This window comes from Ensifer sp. VA4 (assembly GCF_055710065.1).
The window spans coordinates 234,631-257,563 of sequence record NZ_JBVQPO010000004.1 but is presented as its reverse complement, the minus strand read 5'-3'; the positions used below and the strand labels follow the sequence as shown (position 1 = coordinate 257,563).

24 protein-coding genes are annotated in these 22,933 nt (G+C 63.3%); 10 read left to right on the top strand and 14 right to left on the bottom strand.

The window, feature by feature from the left end; all coding sequences use genetic code 11:
* Window positions 1–4: 4 nt before the first annotated feature.
* Window positions 5–193 (top strand): Trm112 family protein, encoded by a 189-nt coding sequence (locus AC0C6X_RS08370; RefSeq protein ID WP_043626122.1) that lies wholly within the window; start codon window positions 5–7, stop codon window positions 191–193.
* A gap of 244 nt (window positions 194–437) precedes the next feature.
* Here AC0C6X_RS08370 and AC0C6X_RS08365 read toward each other — a convergent pair whose 3' ends face one another.
* Window positions 438–1,652 carry a ubiquinone biosynthesis hydroxylase gene (locus tag AC0C6X_RS08365; RefSeq protein ID WP_472952534.1) on the bottom strand — a complete coding sequence of 405 codons (1,215 nt, stop codon included), beginning with the start codon at window positions 1,650–1,652 and terminating at the stop codon, window positions 438–440.
* An 85-nt stretch (window positions 1,653–1,737) separates the two neighbouring features.
* Here AC0C6X_RS08365 and tesB point away from each other — a divergent pair, with 85 nt between their 5' ends.
* The 6 genes from tesB (at window position 1,738) to AC0C6X_RS08335 (ending at window position 9,370) form a co-directional block, all read left to right on the top strand.
* The gene (tesB, locus tag AC0C6X_RS08360; protein WP_247959419.1) at window positions 1,738–2,622 is read left to right on the top strand and encodes an acyl-CoA thioesterase II; all 885 of its coding nucleotides are present in this window, start codon (window positions 1,738–1,740) and stop codon (window positions 2,620–2,622) included.
* Between the two features lie 234 nt (window positions 2,623–2,856).
* Window positions 2,857–3,195, top strand: coding sequence for a P-II family nitrogen regulator (locus AC0C6X_RS08355; RefSeq protein WP_034802765.1), 339 nt, complete (start codon window positions 2,857–2,859; stop codon window positions 3,193–3,195).
* A 27-nt stretch (window positions 3,196–3,222) separates the two neighbouring features.
* The gene (locus AC0C6X_RS08350; RefSeq protein ID WP_173517815.1) at window positions 3,223–4,650 is read left to right on the top strand and encodes an ammonium transporter; all 1,428 of its coding nucleotides are present in this window, start codon (window positions 3,223–3,225) and stop codon (window positions 4,648–4,650) included.
* Between the two features lie 239 nt (window positions 4,651–4,889).
* Complete coding sequence (locus AC0C6X_RS08345; protein ID WP_472952532.1) at window positions 4,890–7,559, top strand: FtsK/SpoIIIE family DNA translocase; 2,670 nt, start codon at window positions 4,890–4,892, stop codon at window positions 7,557–7,559.
* A gap of 146 nt (window positions 7,560–7,705) precedes the next feature.
* A complete protein-coding gene (locus tag AC0C6X_RS08340) occupies window positions 7,706–8,368 on the top strand; it encodes an outer membrane lipoprotein carrier protein LolA (protein WP_246304335.1) in 663 nt (220 codons plus the stop codon).
* A 195-nt stretch (window positions 8,369–8,563) separates the two neighbouring features.
* Entirely contained in the window at window positions 8,564–9,370 is an 807-nt protein-coding gene (locus AC0C6X_RS08335; protein WP_173517818.1) for an exodeoxyribonuclease III, read from the top strand.
* A 133-nt stretch (window positions 9,371–9,503) separates the two neighbouring features.
* Here AC0C6X_RS08335 and AC0C6X_RS08330 read toward each other — a convergent pair whose 3' ends face one another.
* Window positions 9,504–9,959, bottom strand: coding sequence for a cyclic nucleotide-binding domain-containing protein (locus AC0C6X_RS08330; protein ID WP_173517819.1), 456 nt, complete (start codon window positions 9,957–9,959; stop codon window positions 9,504–9,506).
* Window positions 9,960–10,055: 96 nt separating this feature from the next.
* On the bottom strand, window positions 10,056–10,739 hold the full coding sequence (locus AC0C6X_RS08325; RefSeq protein WP_034802783.1) for a response regulator transcription factor: 684 nt from the start codon (window positions 10,737–10,739) through the stop codon (window positions 10,056–10,058).
* Between the two features lie 143 nt (window positions 10,740–10,882).
* Here AC0C6X_RS08325 and AC0C6X_RS08320 point away from each other — a divergent pair, with 143 nt between their 5' ends.
* A complete protein-coding gene (locus AC0C6X_RS08320; RefSeq protein WP_472952692.1) occupies window positions 10,883–11,431 on the top strand; it encodes a L,D-transpeptidase family protein in 549 nt (182 codons plus the stop codon).
* 22 nt (window positions 11,432–11,453) lie between these two features.
* Here the strand turns inward: AC0C6X_RS08320 and AC0C6X_RS08315 are convergent, their stop codons facing one another.
* From AC0C6X_RS08315 to rplS, 5 genes are all read right to left on the bottom strand, one after another.
* Window positions 11,454–11,990, bottom strand: coding sequence for a SixA phosphatase family protein (locus tag AC0C6X_RS08315; protein WP_472952530.1), 537 nt, complete (start codon window positions 11,988–11,990; stop codon window positions 11,454–11,456).
* Between the two features lie 239 nt (window positions 11,991–12,229).
* Window positions 12,230–13,639, bottom strand: coding sequence for a 3-isopropylmalate dehydratase large subunit (leuC, locus tag AC0C6X_RS08310; RefSeq protein WP_173517821.1), 1,410 nt, complete (start codon window positions 13,637–13,639; stop codon window positions 12,230–12,232).
* A gap of 242 nt (window positions 13,640–13,881) precedes the next feature.
* Window positions 13,882–14,679 carry an amino acid ABC transporter permease gene (locus AC0C6X_RS08305; protein ID WP_210266588.1) on the bottom strand — a complete coding sequence of 266 codons (798 nt, stop codon included), beginning with the start codon at window positions 14,677–14,679 and terminating at the stop codon, window positions 13,882–13,884.
* Between the two features lie 29 nt (window positions 14,680–14,708).
* The gene (locus AC0C6X_RS08300; RefSeq protein ID WP_173517823.1) at window positions 14,709–15,518 is read right to left on the bottom strand and encodes a basic amino acid ABC transporter substrate-binding protein; all 810 of its coding nucleotides are present in this window, start codon (window positions 15,516–15,518) and stop codon (window positions 14,709–14,711) included.
* Between the two features lie 125 nt (window positions 15,519–15,643).
* Entirely contained in the window at window positions 15,644–16,162 is a 519-nt protein-coding gene (gene rplS / locus AC0C6X_RS08295; RefSeq protein WP_173517824.1) for a 50S ribosomal protein L19, read from the bottom strand.
* 327 nt (window positions 16,163–16,489) lie between these two features.
* Between rplS and AC0C6X_RS08290 the strand changes: the two genes are divergently transcribed.
* A complete protein-coding gene (locus AC0C6X_RS08290) occupies window positions 16,490–17,236 on the top strand; it encodes a sulfite exporter TauE/SafE family protein (RefSeq protein WP_173517825.1) in 747 nt (248 codons plus the stop codon).
* On the opposite strand, the gene trmD is transcribed toward AC0C6X_RS08290, so the two are convergent.
* The 6 genes from trmD to AC0C6X_RS08260 form a co-directional block, all read right to left on the bottom strand.
* Window positions 17,218–17,910: a tRNA (guanosine(37)-N1)-methyltransferase TrmD gene (gene trmD, locus AC0C6X_RS08285; RefSeq protein ID WP_173517826.1), complete on the bottom strand. Its 693-nt coding sequence runs from the start codon at window positions 17,908–17,910 to the stop codon at window positions 17,218–17,220. The two genes, AC0C6X_RS08290 and trmD, sit on opposite strands and share 19 nt — an antisense overlap.
* Window positions 17,911–17,921: 11 nt before the next feature.
* A complete protein-coding gene (gene rimM, locus AC0C6X_RS08280; RefSeq protein WP_173517827.1) occupies window positions 17,922–18,485 on the bottom strand; it encodes a ribosome maturation factor RimM in 564 nt (187 codons plus the stop codon).
* Between the two features lie 146 nt (window positions 18,486–18,631).
* Window positions 18,632–19,006, bottom strand: a complete 375-nt coding sequence (rpsP, locus tag AC0C6X_RS08275) for a 30S ribosomal protein S16 (RefSeq protein ID WP_173517828.1) — start codon at window positions 19,004–19,006, stop codon at window positions 18,632–18,634.
* A gap of 37 nt (window positions 19,007–19,043) precedes the next feature.
* Window positions 19,044–19,379 (bottom strand): chorismate mutase, encoded by a 336-nt coding sequence (locus AC0C6X_RS08270; protein WP_057254921.1) that lies wholly within the window; start codon window positions 19,377–19,379, stop codon window positions 19,044–19,046.
* Between the two features lie 13 nt (window positions 19,380–19,392).
* Window positions 19,393–20,958: a signal recognition particle protein gene (ffh, locus tag AC0C6X_RS08265; RefSeq protein WP_173517829.1), complete on the bottom strand. Its 1,566-nt coding sequence runs from the start codon at window positions 20,956–20,958 to the stop codon at window positions 19,393–19,395.
* A 352-nt stretch (window positions 20,959–21,310) separates the two neighbouring features.
* On the bottom strand, window positions 21,311–21,787 hold the full coding sequence (locus AC0C6X_RS08260) for a MarR family winged helix-turn-helix transcriptional regulator (protein ID WP_173517830.1): 477 nt from the start codon (window positions 21,785–21,787) through the stop codon (window positions 21,311–21,313).
* Between the two features lie 117 nt (window positions 21,788–21,904).
* Between AC0C6X_RS08260 and AC0C6X_RS08255 the strand changes: the two genes are divergently transcribed.
* Complete coding sequence (locus tag AC0C6X_RS08255) at window positions 21,905–22,918, top strand: MBL fold metallo-hydrolase (RefSeq protein ID WP_173517831.1); 1,014 nt, start codon at window positions 21,905–21,907, stop codon at window positions 22,916–22,918.
* The last annotated feature ends 15 nt before the right edge of the window (window positions 22,919–22,933 follow it).

Genomic DNA, 22,933 nt, shown 5'->3' with positions numbered 1-22,933 from the left:
GATAATGGATATCAACGCCAGCAAGGTCGACCCGAAACTGCTTGAACTGCTCGTCTGCCCGCTGACGAAGGGCCGCTTGAGCTACCACGCCGAAGCCAACGAACTCGTCTCGGAAAAGGCCCGCCTCGCCTATCCGATCCGCGATGGCGTGCCGATCATGCTGGTCTCGGAAGCGCGCAAGATCGAGGATTGAGGTCGCGGCGGCTCGGCCGATTTGACGAACGCGGGACTTCGCAGTTGCCCCTCATCCGCCTGCCGGCACCTTCTCCCCGCAAGCAGGGAGAAGGAACGCCGCTGCACCTCCTGCACTTCAGCAGCAACCGTTCCCTGCCCAATTGTTGTTCGATGGCCGAATACCAAGTGACGCCGCAAAGACATGCCGAGTCCCCTCTCCCCGCCTGCGGGGAGAGGGTGAGGGGCAATCCCAAGGTCGGTGTTCAGATCGGCTGACCCGACAATAGCCGTGGATCCGCCTCACCGGCGATGCCGGCGGCCTGGCGGATGAAGAAATTCTTGAGAGACGGCAACCGATCGACGATACCGAGGCCGAAATCGCGGGCGATACGGACCGGGGTGATGTCGTTGGAAAACAGCCGGTTGAGCACGTCGGTCGTAACTCCCATGCGGAAGGTGTCGAAACGCCGCCAGGTCTGGTAGCGCTCGAGCACCGCGAGCGAGCCGATGTCGAGCCCGAGTCGGTCAGCCTCGACGATCGTTTCCGCCAGAGCCGCGACGTCCTTGAAGCCGAGATTGAGCCCCTGTCCCGAGATCGGATGAATGCCGTGGGCCGCATCGCCGGCAAGAGCAAAGCGCGGCTTGACGAAATCGCGGGCGAGCGTCAGGCCGAGCGGAAAGGCTCGTCGTCCGCCGACCACCTTCAGATGTCCGAGCTTGTGGCCAAAACGGCGCTCCAGCTCCTCCTCGAACAGGAAATCGTCTCCCTTGACCAGCCGTTCGGCGTCTTCGGTGCGCTCGGTCCAGACCAGCGACGAGCGATTGTTCTTGAGCGGCAGCGTCGCAAACGGACCGGCCGGCAAGAAATGCTCCTCCGCCGTGCCGTCGTGCGGCCGCTCGTGCTCGACCGTCGTGACGATGCCGGACTGGCCGTAGTCGAACTCGACCGTCTTGATGCCGGCGGCATCACGCAGCCTGGAGCGCACGCCGTCACAGGCCACAAGCAGGCGCGCTTCCAGTTTTTCGCCGCCGGAGAGGGTGACGTCGACCGCATGGTCGCCGCTTTTGAAGGTTTCGACCATCGTCGACTGGCGATTGACGACGCCGAGTTCGTCGCATGCTCCACGCAGCGCGCCGACCATTGCCGTGTTCGGCACCATGTGGGCGAAGGGCCGGCCATTGCCGCCGTCGCCATCGAAGGTCAGGAACACAGGGCGCACCGGATCGGCCGCCTTCGAATCGGTAATCACCATCCGGCGGATCGGCTCGGCCTCCGGCGCGATCTGATCCCAGACCCCGAGCACGTCGAGCATGCGTTCGGCAGCCGACGCCACCGCCGAGGCGCGCTGGTCCTTCTTCCAGGCGCCTTCCGGTGCACCGTCGATCACCATCACATCGAGATGCGGCGCCGCTTTCTTCAGGGAAACGGCGAGCGAAAGGCCGACATAGCCGCCACCGGCAATCAAGATATCGAGCATCGGCTTTCTCCCGTCGCACTTGAGCATCGTTTTATGTCTATATAGATCAATGCCATCGACGTTCCTACCATCGGAGACAGCCGAAATGTCGCGCCCCACTGAGACCGCCACGCCCATGGATGCGCTGCTCGCCATTCTCAACCTCGAGAAGCTGGAGGAAAACCTGTTCCGGGGCTTGAGCCCGCAGGTCGGCTGGCAGCGGGTCTTCGGCGGCCAGGTCATCGGCCAGGCGCTGGTGGCGGCCCAGCGGACCGTCGACGCCGGCCGCTTCGTCCATTCGCTGCACGCCTATTTCATGCGGCCGGGCGATCCATCGGTGCCGATCATCTACGAGGTCGACCGTATCCGCGACGGCTCGAGCTTCGCCACCCGCCGTGTGGTCGCCATTCAGCACGGCAAGGCGATCTTCTCGATGTCCGCCTCGTTCCAGTACGACGAGGACGGTTTCGACCACCAGATCGAGATGCCGAAGCTGCCGATGCCCGAGACCTTGCCGGGCGAACAGGAGCTGAAGGAGAAATTCCTCGTCCGCGCGCCGGAAGCGATCCGGCGCTACTGGGAGCGGCCGCGGCCGATCGAGATCCGCCCGGCTTCGCTGCACCACTATTTCACCCGCAACGACGGCAAGCCGATCCAGGACGTCTGGGTCAAGGCGGTCGGCACGGTTCCGGACGAGCGCCATATCCAGGCGGCCATCCTTGCCTATCTCTCCGACATGACCCTGCTCGACACCTCGCTCTATGCGCACGGCACTTCGGTTTTCGACCGGAACCTGCAGGTCGCAAGCCTCGATCACGCCATGTGGTTCCACCGTCCCTGCAAGATGGACGACTGGCTGCTCTATACCCAGGACAGTCCGAGTGCACATGGTGCCCGCGGGATGACCAGAGGCAGCCTTTTTACGCGTTCCGGCGTGCTGATCGCCTCCGTCGCCCAGGAAGGGTTGATCCGGAAAAAGGCATCTGAATAGAAAACGGGCAGATTCAATAATCTGCCTATTTTTTGATCTTCTAAATTGACGAATTTTTAGTACGCCGTAGCACCCGTGCTGCGGCTTTCGTTTTTCTTCTTGTTTTTCATAATCTTAGCGGAGGCGTCTGAATCTGGCACGCCCCTTGAATGTCATTGTCCGGTTGCACGGCGCTCTGGCGCTCCGCAGCAAGGAGAGACGGCCTCCGCCGGAGGCGAACAAGGATGAAACCAGATGAAAATTGTGATGGCCATTATCAAGCCGTTCAAGCTCGATGAGGTTCGCGAAGCCCTCACTGCTGTCGGCATCCAGGGCCTGACCGTAACCGAAGTCAAAGGCTACGGCCGCCAGAAGGGACATACCGAAATCTACCGCGGCACCGAATATGCCGTGAGCTTCCTACCGAAACTGAAGGTCGAGATCGCAGTCCCCTCGGAGCTCGTCGACAAGGCCGTGGAAGCGATCGCTGCAGCCGCCAAGACCGGCCAGATCGGCGACGGCAAGATCTTCGTCTACGCCATTGACCATGCCGTGCGCATCCGCACCGGCGAAACCGATTCAGAAGCGTTGTAAATCACGCCGTTCAGGGAGCACTACTCGATGTCATCAATGAAATTCTCCACCTCTCTCGGACGCCTGGGCGCACTGACCGCCGCCCTGCTTGCGCCGGTTGTTGCCTTCGCCCAGGAAGCGGCGCCGGCCGCAACAGAGGCTGCCGCGGCCGTCCCGGTTCCCGACAAGGGCGATACCACCTGGATGCTCTTGTCCACCATCCTCGTGCTCCTCATGACCGTTCCGGGCCTTGCCCTCTTCTATGGCGGCCTGGTGCGCGCCAAGAACATGCTGTCGGTGCTGATGCAGGTTCTGATGATCACCGCGATCGTCATGATCATCTGGGTCACCTACGGCTACTCGCTGGCCTTCACGGACGGCGGCTCGCTCAACCTGTTCGTCGGCGGCCTGTCGAAGATGTTCCTGGCCGGCGTCGACACGACCACGCTCGCCGAGAGCTTCTCCAAGGGCGTGTTCATCCCCGAATACGTTTTCGTCGTCTTCCAGATGACTTTTGCCTGCATCACGCCGGCGCTGATCGTCGGCGCCTTCGCCGAGCGCATCCGCTTTTCGGCCGTCGTGCTGTTCGTCATTCTCTGGGTCACGTTCGTCTACTTCCCGATCGCCCACATGGTCTGGTTCTGGGGCGGCCCGAGCGCTTATACCGCTCCGACCGGCCTGATCTTCTCCTTCGGCGCGATCGACTTCGCCGGCGGCACGGTGGTTCACATCAACGCTGGTATCGCCGGTCTCGTCGGCGCCATCCTTCTCGGCAAGCGCACGGGCTATAAGAAGGAAATCATGGCGCCGCACTCGATGACGCTCACCATGGTCGGCGCGTCGCTGCTCTGGGTCGGCTGGTTCGGCTTCAATGCCGGGTCCAACCTCGAGGCCAACGCCTATGCCGGCCTCGCGATGATCAATACCTTCCTCGCAACCGCCGCCGCCATCATCTCCTGGGCCGTCGTCGAAACGCTCGTCCGCGGCAAGGCCTCGATGCTCGGTGCAGCGTCCGGTGCCGTCGCCGGCCTCGTCGCCGTCACGCCGGCTGCCGGCTTCGCAGGCCCGATGGGTGCGATCGTGCTCGGCTTCATCGTCTCGCCGGTCTGCTACTTCTTCGTCGACGTCGTGAAGAACAAGTTCAACTACGACGACAGCCTTGACGTCTTCGGCGTGCACGGCGTCGGCGGCATCCTCGGTGCCATCGCCACGGGCATTCTCGTCAATCCGGCCCTCGGCGGCGCAGGCATCGTCGACTACTCCACCGCGGATTTCGCCGCCGGTTATGCCGGCACGGCAACCCAGGTCCTGTCGCAGCTCAAGGGCGTGCTCGTCACCGTGGTCTGGTCCGGTATTGGTTCGTTGATCATCTTCAAGGTGGTGGACGCAATCGTCGGCCTGCGCGTCTCCGTCGAAGCCGAACGCGAGGGCCTCGACCTCTCGTCCCACGGCGAAGCCGCCTACCACGCCAGCTAAGTGCATCGTGGCGCCACAAACGGCGCCACCCAAGTCCCGTCGCGATCCGTCTGATGCGGATCGCCTTTGGCCCGGATCGCAAGATCCGGGCCTTTTTTTCTTTCGGCGCCTACAGAAGCCCAGCTCACCGTTATTTTAGCGGCAACTACGCATGGTTAATGTCGCATTAACCGTACTCCGCTTAGGTTGATTCCATGGCACGCAATGTGCCCTCGATATCGACACGGGCAGCAGGCAATATGAGCAGAAGCAATCCGGCAACGCTTGACAGCCGTTCCAACCGGTTCGTGCTAACCACCTTCGTTTGGCGACAGATCGCGTCGCTGGCGGGCTTTGCGCTGTTCGGCGCATTGGCGCTGGCTGTCGCGGCGCTATCGACATGGAACGTCGCCGATCCGAGCTTCTCCTATGCCACATCGGAAGCGCCGACCAATGTGCTTGGTTATCCGGGTGCGGCCTTTGCCGATATCTTCATGCAATTTTTCGGCCTTGCCAGCGTCGTCGCGCTGCTGCCGGCCGTTGCCTGGGCGCTGGTGCTGATCAGCGGCAAGCGCTTCGACAAGATCTTCAAGCGCCTCGGCGTCTGGTTCATCGGCTCCGTGCTTGCCGGTGCGGCGCTGAGCTGCGTCCCCGCCCCCATCACCTGGCCCTTGCCCAATGGCCTCGGCGGCGTCTTCGGCGACATGATTCTCCGTTTTCCCGCACTCTTCACCGGGGCCTTCCCGACCGGCACGCTCGCGACCGTGCTTGCCTGCATCTTTGCGGCACCCGCCGCCTGGGGCCTGATCTACAGCGCCGGTCTCATCGGCGTCAGCGACGAAGAGGAAGACGAGGAGGTTGTCGAACCGACGCCGAGCAAGGCGCGTACCGTTCGCGACGAGCTGGACGAGGACGACAGCGAAGGTCCCTTCACCCTGCTGATGGGCTCCTTCGCCCATATGCGCTACACGATGCACGCGCGCGTGCGCCGTATTTTCGGCATGAGCGGCACGCGCAGTTCGCCCAAGCGCCAGTATGACGAGCCTTACGACTTCAACAATGACGAGTTCGGCACGCTGAACGAGCCGGTCCGGCCGAAGCCGATGGCTGCCGGCGACCGCATCGAACCCTCGCTCGACCGCTCCGAACGCCGCATCGTCACGCCCCCGCCGATCATGGCCGACGGTGAGGACGATGATCCGTCCTTCGACATCGACGAGTGCCGCCCCGCCGGCATCCTGCCGGACGACGAGGACGACGATCCGGCATCCGACTGGGCGCCGCGGGCAGCGCCGCCGAAGCAGGGCCTGCCGAAATCGGGCTCGCGCGTGGCAACGCCGGCGCCCCGTCCGAAAGCCGGCCAGCGGATCGAGCGCGAAGCCCAGCGCTCCTTCGTCGAGGATGATGGCGACTTCACGCTGCCGCCGATGCATTTCCTTGCCGAACCGAAGAACGTCAGCCGCGACGCGTCGCTGTCGCCCGACGCACTCGAGCAGAATGCCCGCATGCTCGAGGGCGTGCTCGAGGACTTCGGCGTCAAGGGCGAGATCATCCACGTGCGCCCGGGTCCGGTCGTCACCCTCTACGAACTGGAGCCGGCACCCGGCATCAAATCGTCCCGTGTCATCGGCCTTGCCGACGACATCGCCCGATCGATGAGCGCAATCGCTGCCCGCGTCGCCGTCGTTCCGGGTCGCAACGCCATCGGCATCGAACTGCCGAACCAGCGGCGCGAAACCGTCTACCTGCGCGAACTCATCGGCTCGCGAGACTTCGAGACTTCCAAGGCACGCCTTGCCATGGCGCTCGGCAAGACGATCGGCGGCGAGCCCGTGGTTGCCGATCTCGCCAAGATGCCGCATCTGCTCGTCGCCGGTACCACCGGCTCGGGCAAGTCGGTGGCGATCAACACCATGATCCTGTCGCTGCTCTATCGGCTACGCCCGGATCAGTGCCGCCTGATCATGATCGACCCGAAGATGCTCGAACTCTCCGTATATGACGGCATCCCGCACCTGCTTTCGCCGGTCGTGACCGATCCCAAGAAGGCAGTCGTCGCGCTGAAGTGGACGGTGCGCGAGATGGAAGAGCGCTACAAGAAGATGTCGAAAATCGGCGTGCGCAACATCGACGGTTTCAACAGCCGCGTCGAGCAGGCGCTTGCCAAGGGTGAATCGATCACCCGCACGGTACAGACTGGCTTCGACCGCCAGACCGGCGAGGCGATGTACGAAACGGAAGAATTCGACCTGTCGCCGATGCCCTACATCGTCGTCATCATCGACGAAATGGCCGACCTGATGATGGTCGCCGGCAAGGACATCGAAGGCGCTGTCCAGCGCCTCGCCCAGATGGCGCGTGCCGCCGGCATCCATGTCATCATGGCGACGCAGCGCCCGTCGGTCGACGTCATCACCGGCACGATCAAGGCCAACTTCCCGACCCGCATCTCGTTCCAGGTCACCTCGAAGATCGACAGCCGCACGATCCTCGGCGAACAGGGCGCCGAGCAACTGCTCGGCATGGGCGACATGCTCTACATGGCCGGTGGCGGCCGCATCCAGCGCGTCCACGGTCCCTTCGTCTCCGACACCGAGGTCGAGGAAGTCGTTGCCTATCTGAAGACCCAGGGCGTGCCGCAGTATCTCGATGCCATCACCGAGGACGACGACGAGGATGGTGAGGGCGGCGGACCGGCCGGCACCTCCAACCTCGCCGATTCCGACGACCCCTACGATCAGGCGGTCGCGATCGTTCTGCGCGACGGCAAGGCTTCCACCTCCTACGTGCAGCGCCGCCTCGGCATCGGCTACAATCGGGCGGCATCGCTGATCGAGCGCATGGAGCAGGAAGGCATCATCGGCCCGGCGAACCACGCCGGAAAGCGCGAGATCCTGGTTCCGACCGAAGCGGAAATCACCGGCCGCTGATGCGACCGACAGACGAGGGCAGACGCCCCGGACCAGGGGCCGAACCGGTAACGGTCATGTGAGAGCATAAGCCGCAAAGCTCGGAAACGGCGCCTTGAAGGCGCCGCACTTGCGCTCCAGATGATCGGTAAATGAAGGAGACTGAGATGACAGAGACCAAAATCGGCGAGCGCAATCCTCCGGTGATTTCGCGCCGCCTCTTCGTGTGCGGGCTTGCGGCGCTTGCCGGCATCGGCGGCACCGGTCTCGACCTCACCCAGGCATTCGCGCAGGCGCCGAGTGCCGCCCAGAAGATCGCCGACCACTTCTCCTCGGTGAAGACCATGGCCGGTGAATTCGTGCAGTTCGGCCCGCGCGGCGAACAGACCGGCGGCAAGTTCTACATCCGCCGCCCCGGCCGCATCCGCTTCAACTATGAGGCCCCCTCGCCGATGCGCGTCATCGCCGACGGCAAGTCGGTGGTCATCGGCAACATGAAGCTCAAGACCTGGGACATCTATCCGCTGTCGAAGACGCCGCTCAACCTGCTGCTCAGCGAGAAGATCGACCTGACCGGCAAGATGGTGCGCGGCGTCAAGGAAGAGTCCGACCTCATCACCATCGTGCTTGGCGACCGCTCGATCTTCGGCGATTCGACCATTACCATGATGTTCGACCCGAAGACCTACGACCTGCGCCAATGGACGATCACCGACGCGCAGAAGAAGGATACCTCGGTCATGATCTTCAATGTCCAGACCGGGATGCCGTTGGACGACAAGGTCTTCCAGATCCCCTATGACGAGGTCCGCAACAAGCGGGGCGGCTAGAGATCCAACCGCCGGCATCCCGACCGCTGGCATGATGGACATGCGGCCGCCGGATGGCAGCCTTTTTTCGTGCGATCCCGTTCGCCCATTTCTTGTCCCGGCGCGTCGGACCTGCTTAAAGCTCAGGTCAAACATCCATCCCGAGCCGGCCTTCCCTTCGCGAACGTCCGGCCCCAGCCGATCAGGGAATGACGAATGGCCCTTTCCGTTGCCACATGGAACATCAATTCCGTTCGCCTGCGCATGCCGCTTGTCGAGCATCTCCTGAAGACCTGGCAGCCGGACATCCTCTGCCTGCAGGAGACCAAGTGCCCGAACGACCAGTTCCCTTCCAAGCCTCTGAAGGCGCTCGGCTACAATCATATCGAGATGCACGGCCAGAAGGGCTATCACGGCGTGGCAACGATCTCGCGCCTGCCGCTGCATGAGCTCAGCGACCGCCGCGACTATTGCGGCGTCGGCGATGCCCGCCACCTGTCGGTCGTCTTCGAGGCCGGCGGCAAGAAGATCCGGCTGCACAATTTCTATGTTCCGGCGGGCGGCGACGAGCCGGACCGCACCATCAACCCGAAGTTTGGCCACAAGCTCGACTTCGTCGAGGAGATGAAGCTGCTGCACGCGGAGGCCGAGGCCGGCATCTCCTCGATCCTCGTCGGCGACCTCAACATCGCACCACTCGAAGACGACGTCTGGTCGCACAAGCAGCTCTTGAAGATCGTCAGCCACACCCCGATCGAGACCGAAGGGCTGACCACGGTCATGACCGGCGGCGGCTGGGTCGACCTGATGCGCCAGCACACACCGGCACCGACCAAGCTCTACACCTGGTGGAGCTACCGCGCGAAGGACTGGGAGGCTGCCGACCGCGGCCGCCGGCTCGACCACATCTGGTCCTCCGCGGACCTGGCGCCGGTGCTGAAGCACGTCGACATCCTGCGCGAAGCGCGCGGCTGGGAGCGTCCCTCCGACCACGTGCCGGTCATCGCCCATTTCGACATCTAGCCGGAGCGTCACCAATCTCGGCGACCGCCGCGAAGAGGTCTGCACCGATGGTTATTGCTATTTCGGCCAGGGCCGCACGGTGCTCGGTTCGCTGAAATACCGGCGGTAACGGACAGAAGCCCTTTACCCGCGCTCAGGCAAAGCGGCCGGCGAGCGCGCCGGCCCGGCGGATCATCGCCTGCAGGTTCTCGCGGATGCGCACTTCGACGAGCTCCGCCACTTCCGGATACTCTTCCAGCATGCGGCGGAAGAGCGGCCGGTTGATGCGGATGACCTCGCTGTCTTCCTCGGCGGTCGCCGTGAACTTGCGTTCGACCATCGAGATCAGGGCCAGTTCCGACAGAAGTGCGCCACGGCCAACCGTGGTAACCGTCGCCAGGGAACCGTCGGCGCCTGCCTTCGACAAGGACAGGCTGCCGCTCGCAATCGCATAGGCGCAATCGGCGGGCGCCCCTTCGCGAAACAGTTCCTGCCCCTTGAATATGCGGCGCCGCTCCGCGCCGAAGGCGATCAGTCTGAGCTTGTCCTCGCTGATATCGGCAAACAGCGGCACGTTGGACAGAAGCACGATATCATCGTTGAGCGCCAAGCGGCTAACCTCCGGAAGTCACGTCGCTGCCGACCGGCAGGGCGATAACGGAAAACGGAACATGGCATGGAGCAGGTTGCGCCATGCATAGCCCGGCTACGGAACGATCTTGTAGCCGCCGTTCTCTGTCACCAAAATCTCGGCATTGGAAGGGTCCCGCTCGATTTTCTGGCGCAGCCGGTAGACATGGGTTTCCAGTGTATGGGTGGTGACGCCGGAATTGTAACCCCAGACTTCTTCGAGCAGAACATCGCGCGTCACCACCTTCTGGTCGGCGCGATAGAGGTAGCGGATGATCGCCGCTTCCTTCTCGGTGAGACGAATCTTCTGGCCGTTCTCAAGCGTCAGCAGCTTCTGGCTGGGCTTGAACGTGTAGGGCCCGACGCTGAAGGTCGCGTCCTCGCTCTGCTCGTGCTGGCGCAACTGCGCGCGTATGCGGGCAAGCAGCACGGCGAAGCGGAACGGCTTCGTCACATAGTCGTTGGCGCCGGCTTCCAGCCCGAGGATCGTATCCGAATCGGTGTCGTGGCCGGTCAGCATGATGATCGGCGCCTTGAAGCCGCCCTTGCGCAGAAGCTTTACCGCCTCGCGGCCATCCATGTCGGGTAGGCCGACGTCCATGATCAGCAGATCTACCTGCTGCGCCCGCGCGGTCTGGATGCCCTTGCCGGCGGTCGCCTCCTGGATGAGATCGAATTCTTCGTAGAGCGAGAGCTGCTCGACCAATGTCTCGCGCAGGTCATTGTCGTCATCGACAAGAAGAATGGTACGGGTCGCCATGGGACAATTCCTGTTTGCTTCCGTTTTCAAACTAGCTCAAATGCCTGTATTGGCAAGCGAACCAGCCTTGCTGGATCGTTATATTCGCAACTGTGCTTATGGTGCCCCCCAAATCACGGGCAAAGCAAAAATCCGTGAGAATGATGCGCAAGAAAACGTCGGGAAAAAGACCAGCCAGAACCATCATCACAGTTCGCCCGGCGCCGCGCGATCGAAAACGGGCCCTGGTCTGCTTCGACGGCCGCGTCGAGCAGGCGGCGATCGGGCGAAGCGGCATCACCAGCCTGAAGCGAGAGGGGGACGGCGCCACCCCGCGCGCCGCAATGAAGCTGATCGGCGGCTATGTCAGGCGCGATCGGCTCTCCCTGCCGCCGACGCCGCTGCCGACGCGGACCACGCGCAAGGGCATGCTGTGGTGCGACGCGTCGGGCCACGCCCAATACAATCGCCCGGTCATGGCGCCCTTCACGCCGAGCCATGAGGAGTTGATGCGCGAGGACGGGCTCTATGACATCTGCCTGGTCATGGACTGGAACCTCATCGCTCGCCGGCGAAATGCCGGCTCGGCGATCTTCTTCCACCTGATCCGGCCAGGCTACGAGCCGACGCAGGGCTGCGTCGCGGTCAGCCTGCCCGCGATGTCGCGGCTGATCCCGCACATGCGGCGCGGCACCATCATCCAGGTTCTCTGATATCGATCAGGGCTGGTGTCACTCAGGTCAGCGACCGGGGCGTCACGAAACGCCGGAGCTTGGCGCCGCCGGGCATAAGCTCCCGCCAACCCGCTGCTTCGAATTCGAGGACGGCAAGAGCAGCCGTCGGAAACTTGTCCGCCATCCGCATGCGCAAATCCGCATCGCCGGAACCGACGAGTTGGAACGCCAGGTCCTCCATGCCGGGATTGTGGCCGACGACGAGCAGCGTCCTGACGGCGGGATCGGTCTCACGGAGGACGCTCAGGATCTGGGCCGCTCCCACCTCGTAGATCGCGCGGGTATTCTCGACAGCGATCCCCGGCGGCAGGGCGGCCGCGACCAGTTGCCAGGTCTCTTGTGCACGTTTCGCCACAGAGACGAGGACTCGTTCCGGCACGAGCTCATGCTGCTTCATGTATTCGCCCATCCGGGGCGCCGCCTTGCGGCCACGTTCGCCAAGCGGACGATTGATATCGGCGACACCGTCCGGCCAGGCGGACTTGGCATGCCGAAGCAGCATCAGGCAGTAGTTGTGAACAGGCAAATCGTCGCTCATCCATCGTCCTCCCAAGGCTCTTCGGGCCATGAGCGGACAGCTTAGCGCATTTCGCCGAGCCGCGCGGAATACCTGCTGCATGTCTCCTTAAATCGACATCGATTTAAGGAGACAGCAGCAAATCAAAGTGCTGCAGCGACCTTTGCGCGTCTGATAAGACGCGCGGCGCTGTAGGATGCGCAGACAAAAAAGGCCGCCCCGAAGGGCGGCCATTTGCGCCGGAAAAGCTCAAATCCGGCTTACTTCCATTCGCGGATGTCGACGAAGTGACCCGCCACCGCCGCGGCGGCCGCCATGGCCGGCGAGACCAGATGCGTGCGACCCTTGAAGCCCTGGCGACCTTCGAAGTTGCGGTTCGACGTCGACGCACAACGTTCGCCCGGCTTCAGCCGGTCGTCGTTCATCGCCAGGCACATGGAGCAGCCCGGCTCGCGCCAGTCGAATCCGGCTTCCTTGAAGATCTTGTCGAGGCCCTCGGCCTCGGCCTGTTCCTTCACCAGGCCCGAGCCCGGAACGATCATCGCCGAAACGGTCGAGGCGACCTTGCGGCCTTCGACGACCTGGGCGACGGCCCTGAGGTCCTCGATGCGGCCGTTGGTGCAGGAGCCGATGAAGACGCGGTCGATGGCGATGTCGGTGATCTTCGTGCCCGGCTTCAGGCCCATATAGTCGAGCGCGCGCCACTTGGAGGCCCGCTTGGTCTCTTCCTGGATGTCGTCCGGGTTCGGAACGATGCCCTGAACCGAAATGACGTCTTCCGGAGAGGAGCCCCAGGAAACGATCGGCGGCAGGTTGGCGGCGTCGAGCACGACGACGCGGTCATAATGCGCACCTTCGTCCGTGTGCAGCGTCTTCCAGTATTCGAGCGCCATATCCCAGGCCTTGCCCTTCGGGGCGCGCGGCTTGTCCTTGATATAGGCGAACGTCGTCTCGTCGGGCGCGATCAGGCCGGCGCGGGCGCCGCCTTCGATCGTCATGTTGCAGATGGTCATGCGGCCTTCCATCGACAGCGAGCGGATCGCCTCGCCGGCAAATTCGATGACGTGGCCGGTGCCGCCGGCGGTGCCGATCTCGCCGATGATCGCGAGAATGATGTCCTTGGCGGTGACGCCGGGCGGAAGCTGGCCGTCGACGCGCACCAGCATGTTCTTCGCCTTCTTCTGGATCAGCGTCTGGGTGGCGAGCACGTGCTCGACCTCGGAGGTGCCGATGCCGTGGGCCAGCGAACCGAAGGCGCCGTGCGTCGAGGTGTGGCTGTCACCGCAGACGATGGTCATGCCCGGCAGGGTGAAGCCCTGCTCCGGGCCGACGATGTGCACGATGCCCTGGCGCTTGTCGTTCTCGGAATAGTATTCGACACCGAAGTCGGCGGCGTTCTTGGCGAGCGCCTCGACCTGGATGCGGCTTTCCTCGTTCTTGATGCCGAGGTGGCGGTCGGCCGACGTCGGAACGTTGTGGTCGACGACGGCGAGCGTCTTTTCCGGGGCGCGGACCTGGCGGCCGGCCATCCGCAGGCCCTCGAAGGCCTGCGGGCTCGTCACCTCGTGAACGAGGTGACGATCGATGTAGAGAAGACAGGTGCCGTCTTCCTGCTCGTTGACCAGGTGGTCGTCCCAGATCTTGTCATAGAGGGTACGCGGTGCGCTCATGGCGGTATATCCATCGAGTTTTCAAAAGGTAGGGAAAGCCGGCGGCAGGGCGGCCGGAAACGCTGATCAGGAGATCAGGATAGGCGGCTTGTGAGCGCCCCGTGGACGCGCGCAAAGAAGCGTGCCGGCAGGCGCTTGTGATCCTGCAGCACGACAATTTTCTGTTCGCGACATCCGAATTTGGATTCCATGGCCGTGTTCATATCAATTTTCTGACAGGTCGGCAATCGGTGGAAGCGGCCTCAGCGCTGCTCGGCACGTCGCAGCCGCCGCTCCAGCGCCCGCAATGCCAGAGACAGGCCGATGGTCAGCACCAGATAGACATAGGCGACGATCGAGTAGGTCTCGAAGAAGCGGAAGGAACCGGAGGCGTAGACCTTGCCCATCTGCGTGATGTCGGCGACGCCGAGCACCGACACGAGCGACGAATCCTTGACCATGGCGACGAAGTCGTTGCCGAGCGGTGGCAGGATCACGCGGACCGCCTGCGGGAAGATGACGAGGCGAAAACGCTGATAGCGCGTAAGTCCCAGCGCTTTCGCGGCCTCGACCTGCCCCTTGTCGACCGAAAGGATGCCGGCCCGGAACACCTCGGCGATGAAGGCGGAATAGCCGATCATCAAGGCGATGATTGCGCGCCACATCAGCGAGATGTCGCGCACGACGACCGGGTCCATCCAGCCGGCACCGATCAATGGCGCACAGACGAAATTGGCGGCGACGACCAGCGCCGGCGCTCCAACGAAGGCAATGTAGAACAGCAGAACCAGGATCGGCACGCCGCGGATGACTTCGGTATAGAAGCGCGCGATCTGCCGCAGCGCCGTATGCTCGGAGAGCGCCATCAGCGCGATGCCGAGACCGAGCGTCGTCGCCAGCACGAACCCCATGAGGGTCACGAAAACGGTAACGCCGAGGCCCTTGAAGACGACGGTGAAAACTTCGGAAAAGATGTCATTGCTGACGATCACGGCGGCAAGCGCCACCGCGATCACGAGAAGGGCGACCAACCACCAGGGATAGTCGCCCTTGCCGGACATATCAGGAGATTGCGGGGCAGCCACTCAGATCAGCCGCCCATCTTGTATTCGAGGAACCACTTCTTATCGAGGGCATCGAAGGTGCCGTCTTCCTTCAAGGCCTTGATCGCGGCGTTGACCGGAGCGACGAGATCCGAGCCCTTCGGGAAGATGAAGCCGAAATCCTCGGTGCCGAGCGGACCACCGACGACCTTGAGCTTGCCTTCGGAGGAGTCGACATAGCCCTTGGCGGCGACGCTATCGGTCAGCACCACGTCGACGTCGCCGGCCTTCAGCGCCTGGACGGTCGCACCGAAGGTCTCGAACAGCTTGATGCGCGGGTTCTGTTCGTTGCCGTCAAGCATTTCGTAGACGGCGGTGTAGAACGGCGAGGTGCCCGGCTGAGCGCCGACGAGACCGTCGGCAAAGGCGCCGAAGCTCTTGCCGTCGTTGAAGCGGTTTTCATCGCTGCGCACCAGCATGAACTGCTGCGAACGCATATAGGGGTCCGAGAAGTCGACCTTCTCCTTGCGGTCATCCTTGATGGTGATGCCGGTCATGCCGATCTGGTACTGGCCGTCATGCACCGCCTGGATCATCGCGTCCCAGCTGGTGTTCTGGTATTCGACCTTGAAATTCAACCGCTTGGCGATCTCGTTCATGGCGTCGTATTCCCAGCCCTTGGCTTCGCCGGTCTTCGGATCGACGAACTGCAGCGGCGGGTAGGCGTTCTCCGTGACGACGACGACCGTCTTGCCGCCGAGATCGGGCAGGTCGCTGGCAGTGGCCGGTGCAGAAAATGCGAAAGGAACGGCAAGTGCGGCTGCGATGCCCGCAAGCACGTGGCGACGGATTGTCATTGGAGGGCTCCCGAAAATTGTGGCAGCGGAAAATGTCACAAATTCCGTCGAAAAGACAAGCGCATAGTACCAAAAAAGAAAGGCGGCCGAGGCCGCCTTTCCACCAATCCAAGAAGATTGAAATCTTATTCTGCTGCGGCTTCCGCTGCTGCCTTTGCTTCGGCGGCTTCGGCTGCTGCCTTCTCGGCGGCGAGCGCCTGAGCTGCTGCAACCTTTTCAGCCTCGATGCGTGCCTTTTCCTCGGCAATCGCCTGGCGCTCGGCTTCGTTCAGCTTGCGGGCGCGCGTGCCGGTGTTCTCGACGATACGAGCCGACTTGCCGCGACGATCGCGCAGGTAGTAGAGCTTGGCGCGACGGACCTTACCGCGGCGAACCACTTCGACGCTCTCGACGAGCGGAGAGTAAACCGGGAATACGCGCTCGACGCCTTCGCCGTAGGAGATCTTGCGAACCGTGAAGTTTTCGTTGATGCCGCCGCCCGAACGAGCGATGCAGACGCCTTCATAGGCCTGAACGCGGGTACGGTTGCCTTCGACGACGCGGACGTTGACGCGCAGCGTGTCGCCTGCGGAGAATTCGGGGAGCGTGCGCTTGGCGGCGATCTTGGCGGCCTGTTCGGCTTCCAGCTGCTGGATGATGTTCATCGGTCTAAACCTTTCAAGTTCTTCTGAAACAGCCAGAGCGCTCTCGATGAACCTGTCGGGCTTGCCTTCAGGTCTTGCCGGAAACCGACAGGAGCGGATTCGCCATTCTTTGTTTTGGTCGACGGGCACAGAACCCGAACCGGGGCGGCACATACACCAATCGGTTCGGCTTGTCATCCCCGGAAGCCATATTTTCTCGGCGATCCGCGCCGAACATGATGATTCTATCAGAAAATCCGCAAACACGCGCGGGCGATTATCGGATGCAACGGACTTGCGGCCGTCACAACCACCGGCTATCCCGAGCGTGGTGGGTCGGGGGAGACCATGCATATCTTCGAAGTGCTCATGCTTTTTACGGCCGGCTTCCTGTCCGGTATCGTCAATGCCATCGCCGGCGGCGGAACGTTCCTGACCTTCGGCGCGATGACGCTTGGCGGCCTTTCGCCGATCGTCGCCAATGCGACCTCGTCGATCATCCAGTTCCCGGGCTATATCACCTCGGCACTCGCCTATGCCAAAGAGATCCGCGCCGACAGCCGCTATGCGATGCTGCTCGGCGTGATCTCGGCGCTCGGCGGTCTGGGCGGTGCGCTGCTTCTCGTCTCGCTTTCCAACGCCTCCTTCCGCGCGCTGGTCCCCTGGCTGCTGCTTGCGGCAACGGCGATCTTCGCCGCCGGGCCGCTCTTGAGGCCCAAGGCGCGCGTTGACGAGCATGCGATCAATCCGGCCGGGATCGGCGCCCAGTTCGTCACCTCCGTCTATGGCGGCTTCTTCGGCGCCGGCATGGGCATCATGATGCTGGCAGTGCTGGGGCTGGCGACCGGTGGCGGCTACCACCGGCTGAACGCGCTCAAGAACTTCATCTCGATCGTGATTGCCGCGATCGCCATCGTCGTCTTCGCCGCCGGCGGCGTCGTTTCCTGGCTGCATGCGGCAATCATGGTACCGGGAGCGGCCCTTGGCGGTTACTCCGGCGTCTGGGCGGCCAGGCGCGTGCCGCAGGCGATCATCCGCGCCCTCGTCGTCGCCGTCGGCCTGCTGCTGGCCGCCTATTATTTCTTCACGGGCTGATCGAGAAGGTCGGGCCTGCGCTCGGCGGTGAGGCGCTTCGCCTCCGCCTCGCGCCACTTGGCAATGGCGCCGTGGTTGCCCGAGGTCAGCACCGCCGGGATTTCGCGGCCCTCGAAGACCTGCGGCCGGGTATAATGCGGATGCTCGAGCAGCCCGCCTTCGAAACTTTCATGAACCCCCGAAAGCTCGTTGCCCATGACGCCGGGCAGGATGCGCACCACGGCATCGAGCAGCGTCAGCGCCGCCGGCTCGCCGCCGGAAAGAATATAATCGCCGATCGAAACCTCTTCGAGGCCGCGGGCGTCGATCACCCGCTGGTCGACGCCTTCGAAGCGTCCGCAGACGATGACGACACCGGGACCGGCGGCAAGTTCGCGCACCCGCGCCTGCGTCAGCGGCCGGCCGCGCGGGCTCATCAGCAGCCGCGGGCGATCATCGCCCTCAGAAACATGGTCGATCGCCCGGGCGAGCACGTCGGGCTTCAGCACCATGCCGGCACCACCGCCGGCCGGCGTGTCGTCGACGGTGCGGTGCTTGTCCTCGGCAAAATCGCGGATCTGCACCGCCTCGATCGACCATTGGCCGCGCTCCAGTGCCTTGCCCGAGAGGGAAACGCCGAGATGGCCCGGAAACATCTCGGGATAGAGCGTCAGAACGGTCGCACGAAAGGTCATTGCCGCATCGTTCACTTGCGTTTTGTGGAAAACGGATTGTCCGAATCCTGGTCCTTGTCGTCGGAAAGACCGGCGGCAACCGGATCGACCAGCAGCCTGCCCGCCTCCAGATCGATCTCCAGCACCGACCATTCGGTAAAGGGGATCAGCACCGGGCGCCTGCCCGGCCCCTTCAGCTCCAGGAGATCACCGGCGCCGAAGTCGAATACGCCACTGACCTTGCCATAGCTGGTGCCGTTGCCGTCGATCGCTTCCAAGCCCTCGAGATCGGCATAGAAGAACTCGTCCTCGTCGAGATCCTCGTCCGGCAGGTTGTCCCGCTCGATGAAGAGCTCGAGGCCATTGAGCGCCTCGGCGGCGTTACGGTCGTTGACGCCGCGGAAGCGCACGATCACGACGTTCTTCGCCTCGCGGATTTCCAGTACCTCGAACACGCGGCCGTCGGCACTGTGCAGGTTGCCGTAGTCGCCGAGCGCCGTCGGATCGTCGGTAAAGGACTTGACCCTGACCTCGCCGCGCAAACCTTGCGCCGCGCCGATCGTCGCCATCAGAACCGGGTTTTCGAGTTTGCTCATCGTCCGCGTCCGTTTCGGGATATATCGGTGCACATAACGGAAAACGGGCGGCATGGAAATGCCACCCGTTTCCTTATGTCACGGCAAGCCGAAGCAGGGATGCGGTCGAAAGACCGCCGATCCCGCTCCAAACCGATTGCCGGCTATTATTCCGCGGCAGCTTCTGCAGCGGCAGCAGCGGCTTCTTCAGCCTTCTGCTTGGCTTCGGCAGCGCGCTCCTGAGCCTTCTTGCCCGGAACGGCCTTGGTCGGGTTGTTGCGAGCCGGGCGCTTTGCCAGGCCAGCCTGGTCGAGGAAGCGCAGAACGCGGTCGGTCGGCTGGGCGCCCTGGGCGATCCAGTGAGCGACGCGCTCGGCGTCGAGCTCGACGCGCTTTTCGTCGTCCTTGCCGAGCATCGGGTTCCAGGAGCCGATCTTCTCGAGGAAGCGGCCGTCGCGCGGGCTGCGGGCGTCGGCAACGACGATCTGGTAGTACGGACGCTTCTTGGAACCGCCACGGGCGAGACGAATTTTCAGTGCCATTTCAGTTACTCCTTGCAGGCTTTCTTGACCGCTTCGTTCAAGCGGAATGGTTTGTGCCGGCGTTGCCCGCGCTATGCGAGCGATCGGCGGCGATGGCTTCATGATGCCGGATGACTTCCTTGATGATGAAGTTCAGGAACTTCTCGGCGAAATCCGGGTCCAGATTGGCATCCTTGGCCAGGCGGCGCAGGCGTTCGATCTGGTATTCTTCGCGCGCCGGGTCGGCCGGCGGCAGATCATGCTTGGCCTTGAGAACGCCGACTGCCTGGGTGCAGCGGAAGCGTTCGGCCAGCATGTGGACGAGCGCGGCATCGATGTTGTCGATCGACTGCCGGTAGCCCGCCAATTCCTGTTTGATTTCGGGATCAATCATCTCTTGCCGATCCTCACTTCTTCTTCGGCAGGCCGGGAAGGCCGGGGAAGCCGCCACCGAGGCCCGGAAGCTTGGCGCCGCCGAGACCCGGCAGGCCACCGCCGCCAAGGCCCGGCATTCCGCCCGGCTTGAGGCCGGCTGCTTCCGCCTGCTTCTGCAGCGCTTCGAGCTGCTTGGGGTCGAGCTTCGACAGGTCAGGCATGCCGCCGCCACCGAGGCCACCGAGCCCCATCTTGTTGGCAAGGCCGCCCATCATCTGCTTCATCATGCCGCCTTTGCCCTTGCCGCCCATCATCTTCATCATGTCCGCCATCTGGCGGTGCATCTTCAGAAGCTTGTTGATGTCGGCGGCATCGGTGCCGGAGCCGCTAGCGATGCGCTTCTTGCGCGAATGCTTGAGCAGGTCCGGGTTGGCGCGCTCGGCCTTGGTCATCGACGAGATGATGGCGAGCTGGCGCTTGAAGAGCGTGTCGTCGAGACCGGCCGCAGCCATCTTGTCCTTCATGCCGGCCATGCCGGGCATCAGGCCCATGATGCCGCCCATGCCGCCCATCTTCTGCATCTGCTTGAGCTGGTCGGCGAGGTCGTTCAGGTCGAACTTGCCCTTGGCCATCTTGGCGGCCATGGCCGCCGCTTTCTCGGCGTCGATGTTCTCGGCCGCCTTTTCGACCAGCGAGACGATGTCGCCCATGCCGAGGATGCGGTCGGCGACGCGGCGGGGATGGAACTCTTCGAGCTCGCCCATCTTCTCGCCGACACCGATGAGCTTGATCGGCTTGCCGGTGACGGCGCGCATCGAGAGCGCCGCACCGCCGCGGCCGTCGCCATCCATGCGGGTAAGCACCAGGCCGGTGATGCCGACACGTTCGTCGAAGTTGCGGGCGAGGTTGACGGCGTCCTGACCAGTCAGCGCATCGGCGACGAGCAGGATTTCATGCGGATTGGACTTCCGCTTGATCTCCGCCATCTCGATCATCAGCGGCTCGTCGATATGGGTACGGCCGGCGGTGTCGAGGATGACGACGTCATGACCGCCGAGCTTGGCAGCCTGGACGGCGCGCGCGGCGATATCGGTCGGCGACTGGCCGGCAATGATCGGCAGCGTGTCGACGCCGGTCTGCACGCCGAGCTGACGCAGCTGCTCCTGCGCGGCCGGACGGCGGGTGTCGAGCGAAGCCATCAGGACCTTTTTCTTGTCCCGCGACTTCATCCGGTTGGCGATCTTGCCTGTCGTCGTCGTCTTACCCGAGCCCTGCAGACCGACCATCATGATGACGACGGGCGCCGGCGCATTGAGGTCGATGGTGACCCCCTCGGAGCCGAGCATCTCGATGAGCTGGTCATGGACGATCTTGACGACCATCTGGCCGGGCTTGATCGACTTCAGGATCTCGGCGCCGACGGCCTTCTCGCGAACCTTTTCGGTAAAGGAGCGCACGACGTCGAGCGCGACGTCGGCTTCGAGCAGCGCACGGCGAACCTCGCGGAGCGCGGCGGAAACATCGGCTTCCGACAATGCGCCGCGGCCGGTCAGTCCATTCAATATGGAACCAAGGCGGTCCTGGAGGCTCTCGAACATTCTTACTTCCTTCTGGTTTCCGGTGGCGATCAACTCGCCGGAAACGTGGGTTCCCTCGCCAAGAAAACAAGGCGCAAAGCCAAAAACCACCCGAGGGCGCGACGCGCTGTCGGATGGTGACCTCCGGGTTCTCTTTATACCTTTGCGGGACCCGGTCGGCGGCTTCGAAGACTTGAGCTTGCGAAGGAATTGCGGCGGATAAACAGGAAAGCGCGGCAAAAGTCAAGGACGGCAGGGCAATGAAGCGCTTTCTGCCTTGGGCGAGGGCATTTCGTGGAAGCCGTTTCGGATTCCATCGACCCGCCATGGACCTTCCCGGAGGATGAATACCCGCACGACGGAACGAGCGCTGTCAGCGCACTTCTCCGTCGGTCTCCAATTCGCCGGCTAGACGCTCGAAAGCCGTCGCCACACGCGTCATCACCCGAAGCGCCGCCACCACCTCGGTCTGGTTGATGTCGCCGAGCATGGCGTGCAGCATCTCGACTTCGCGGCGGTGAATTTCCTCGAACAAGGCACGTCCGGGGACGGTCGGGGCGCAAAGATAGGCGCGGCGATGTTCCGGGTTCGGCTGTTTTTCGAGCAATTGTTTTTCCATCAGGCCGATGGCGACGCGCAGCACGAACTGTCGCTTCATCGACAGTCGCCGTGCCGCTTCCGGCACCGTCAGCGGCTCGTCGCAAAAAAGTTCGAGTACCGCCCGCTCTGCCACTGAAACGCCGGCGCCATCGAGCATATGTTCTGTCGAACGCTGCATATTGAGATGGATAGAGCGGACCAGTTTGAGGGTCTTGTAGAGGCGTTGATGCGGATCGAATCGGACGAGCATGCAATCACGATAGCAATTCAGTTGCTGTTTTCAACAAATTGTTAAACTTTGACCTTTCAACCGAACGCGACCGGCGCGACACTTGATGCAACAAAGACACACGCCGGAAGGCCAGGGATGAAGATCCGAAATCCATACTATCAGGGCTCCGTCTCCGATCATTTCGACGGAACGCGCTTCTTCAATCCCGGCGGAACGGAGCCGCGCGGGCTACCCGACCTTCTGCGCTGGCAATTCGGCCGAGGCAAGGTGCGGTGGCCGACGCACTATCCAAGCCCGTTCGCACAGGCGAAGCCCGAACTCAGCGTCGAAGGCGAGCGTCTCAGAGTAACGATGGTCGGACACGCCACGCTGCTCATTCAGGTGCATGGCACGAACATCCTCACCGATCCCGTATGGGCGCATCGCGCCAGCCCCTTCGCCTTTGCCGGCCCGCAGCGCCGCAATGCCCCCGGCATCGAGCTCGACGATCTTCCGCCGATCGACATCGTGCTGGTCACCCACAACCATTACGACCATCTCGATGTCGAAACCCTGGCTGCGCTTCACGAAGAGCACACGCCCCGGATCATTACTCCGCTCGGGAACGACACGATCATCCGCCACGCCGTTCCCGATGCCGAAATAACGGTGGTCGACTGGCACGATCGGGTCGATTGCGGCGACGACGTCGTGATTCACGCGGAACCCTGCCACCACTGGTCGGCCCGCGGCTCACGCGACCGGCGCATGGCGCTATGGGCCGCCTTCGTCCTGGAGACGCCGGCCGGCAAGATCTACCATGTCGGCGACACCGGCTTTCACGACGGCATAAACTATCGGGCCGCCCGTGAAAAACACGGCGCCTTCCGCCTCGCCAACCTGCCCTTCGGTTCCTACGAACCGCGCTGGTTCATGCAGGACCAGCACCAGAACCCGGAAGAAGCGGTGCGCGGCATGATCGATTGTGCCGCCGCCCACGTCGCCGGCCACCACTGGGGCACGTTCCGCCTGACCGATGAGGGTGTCGATGAGCCGCGGCTTGCGCTGGAACGGGCGCTCGATGCGGCCGGCATCGCCCGCTCCCGCTTCCGGCCGCTGCGCCCCGGCGAGGTCTTCGACGTGCCTGCTGCCGCATCCGCCGGAGAATGAAGGCGGCACTGGTAA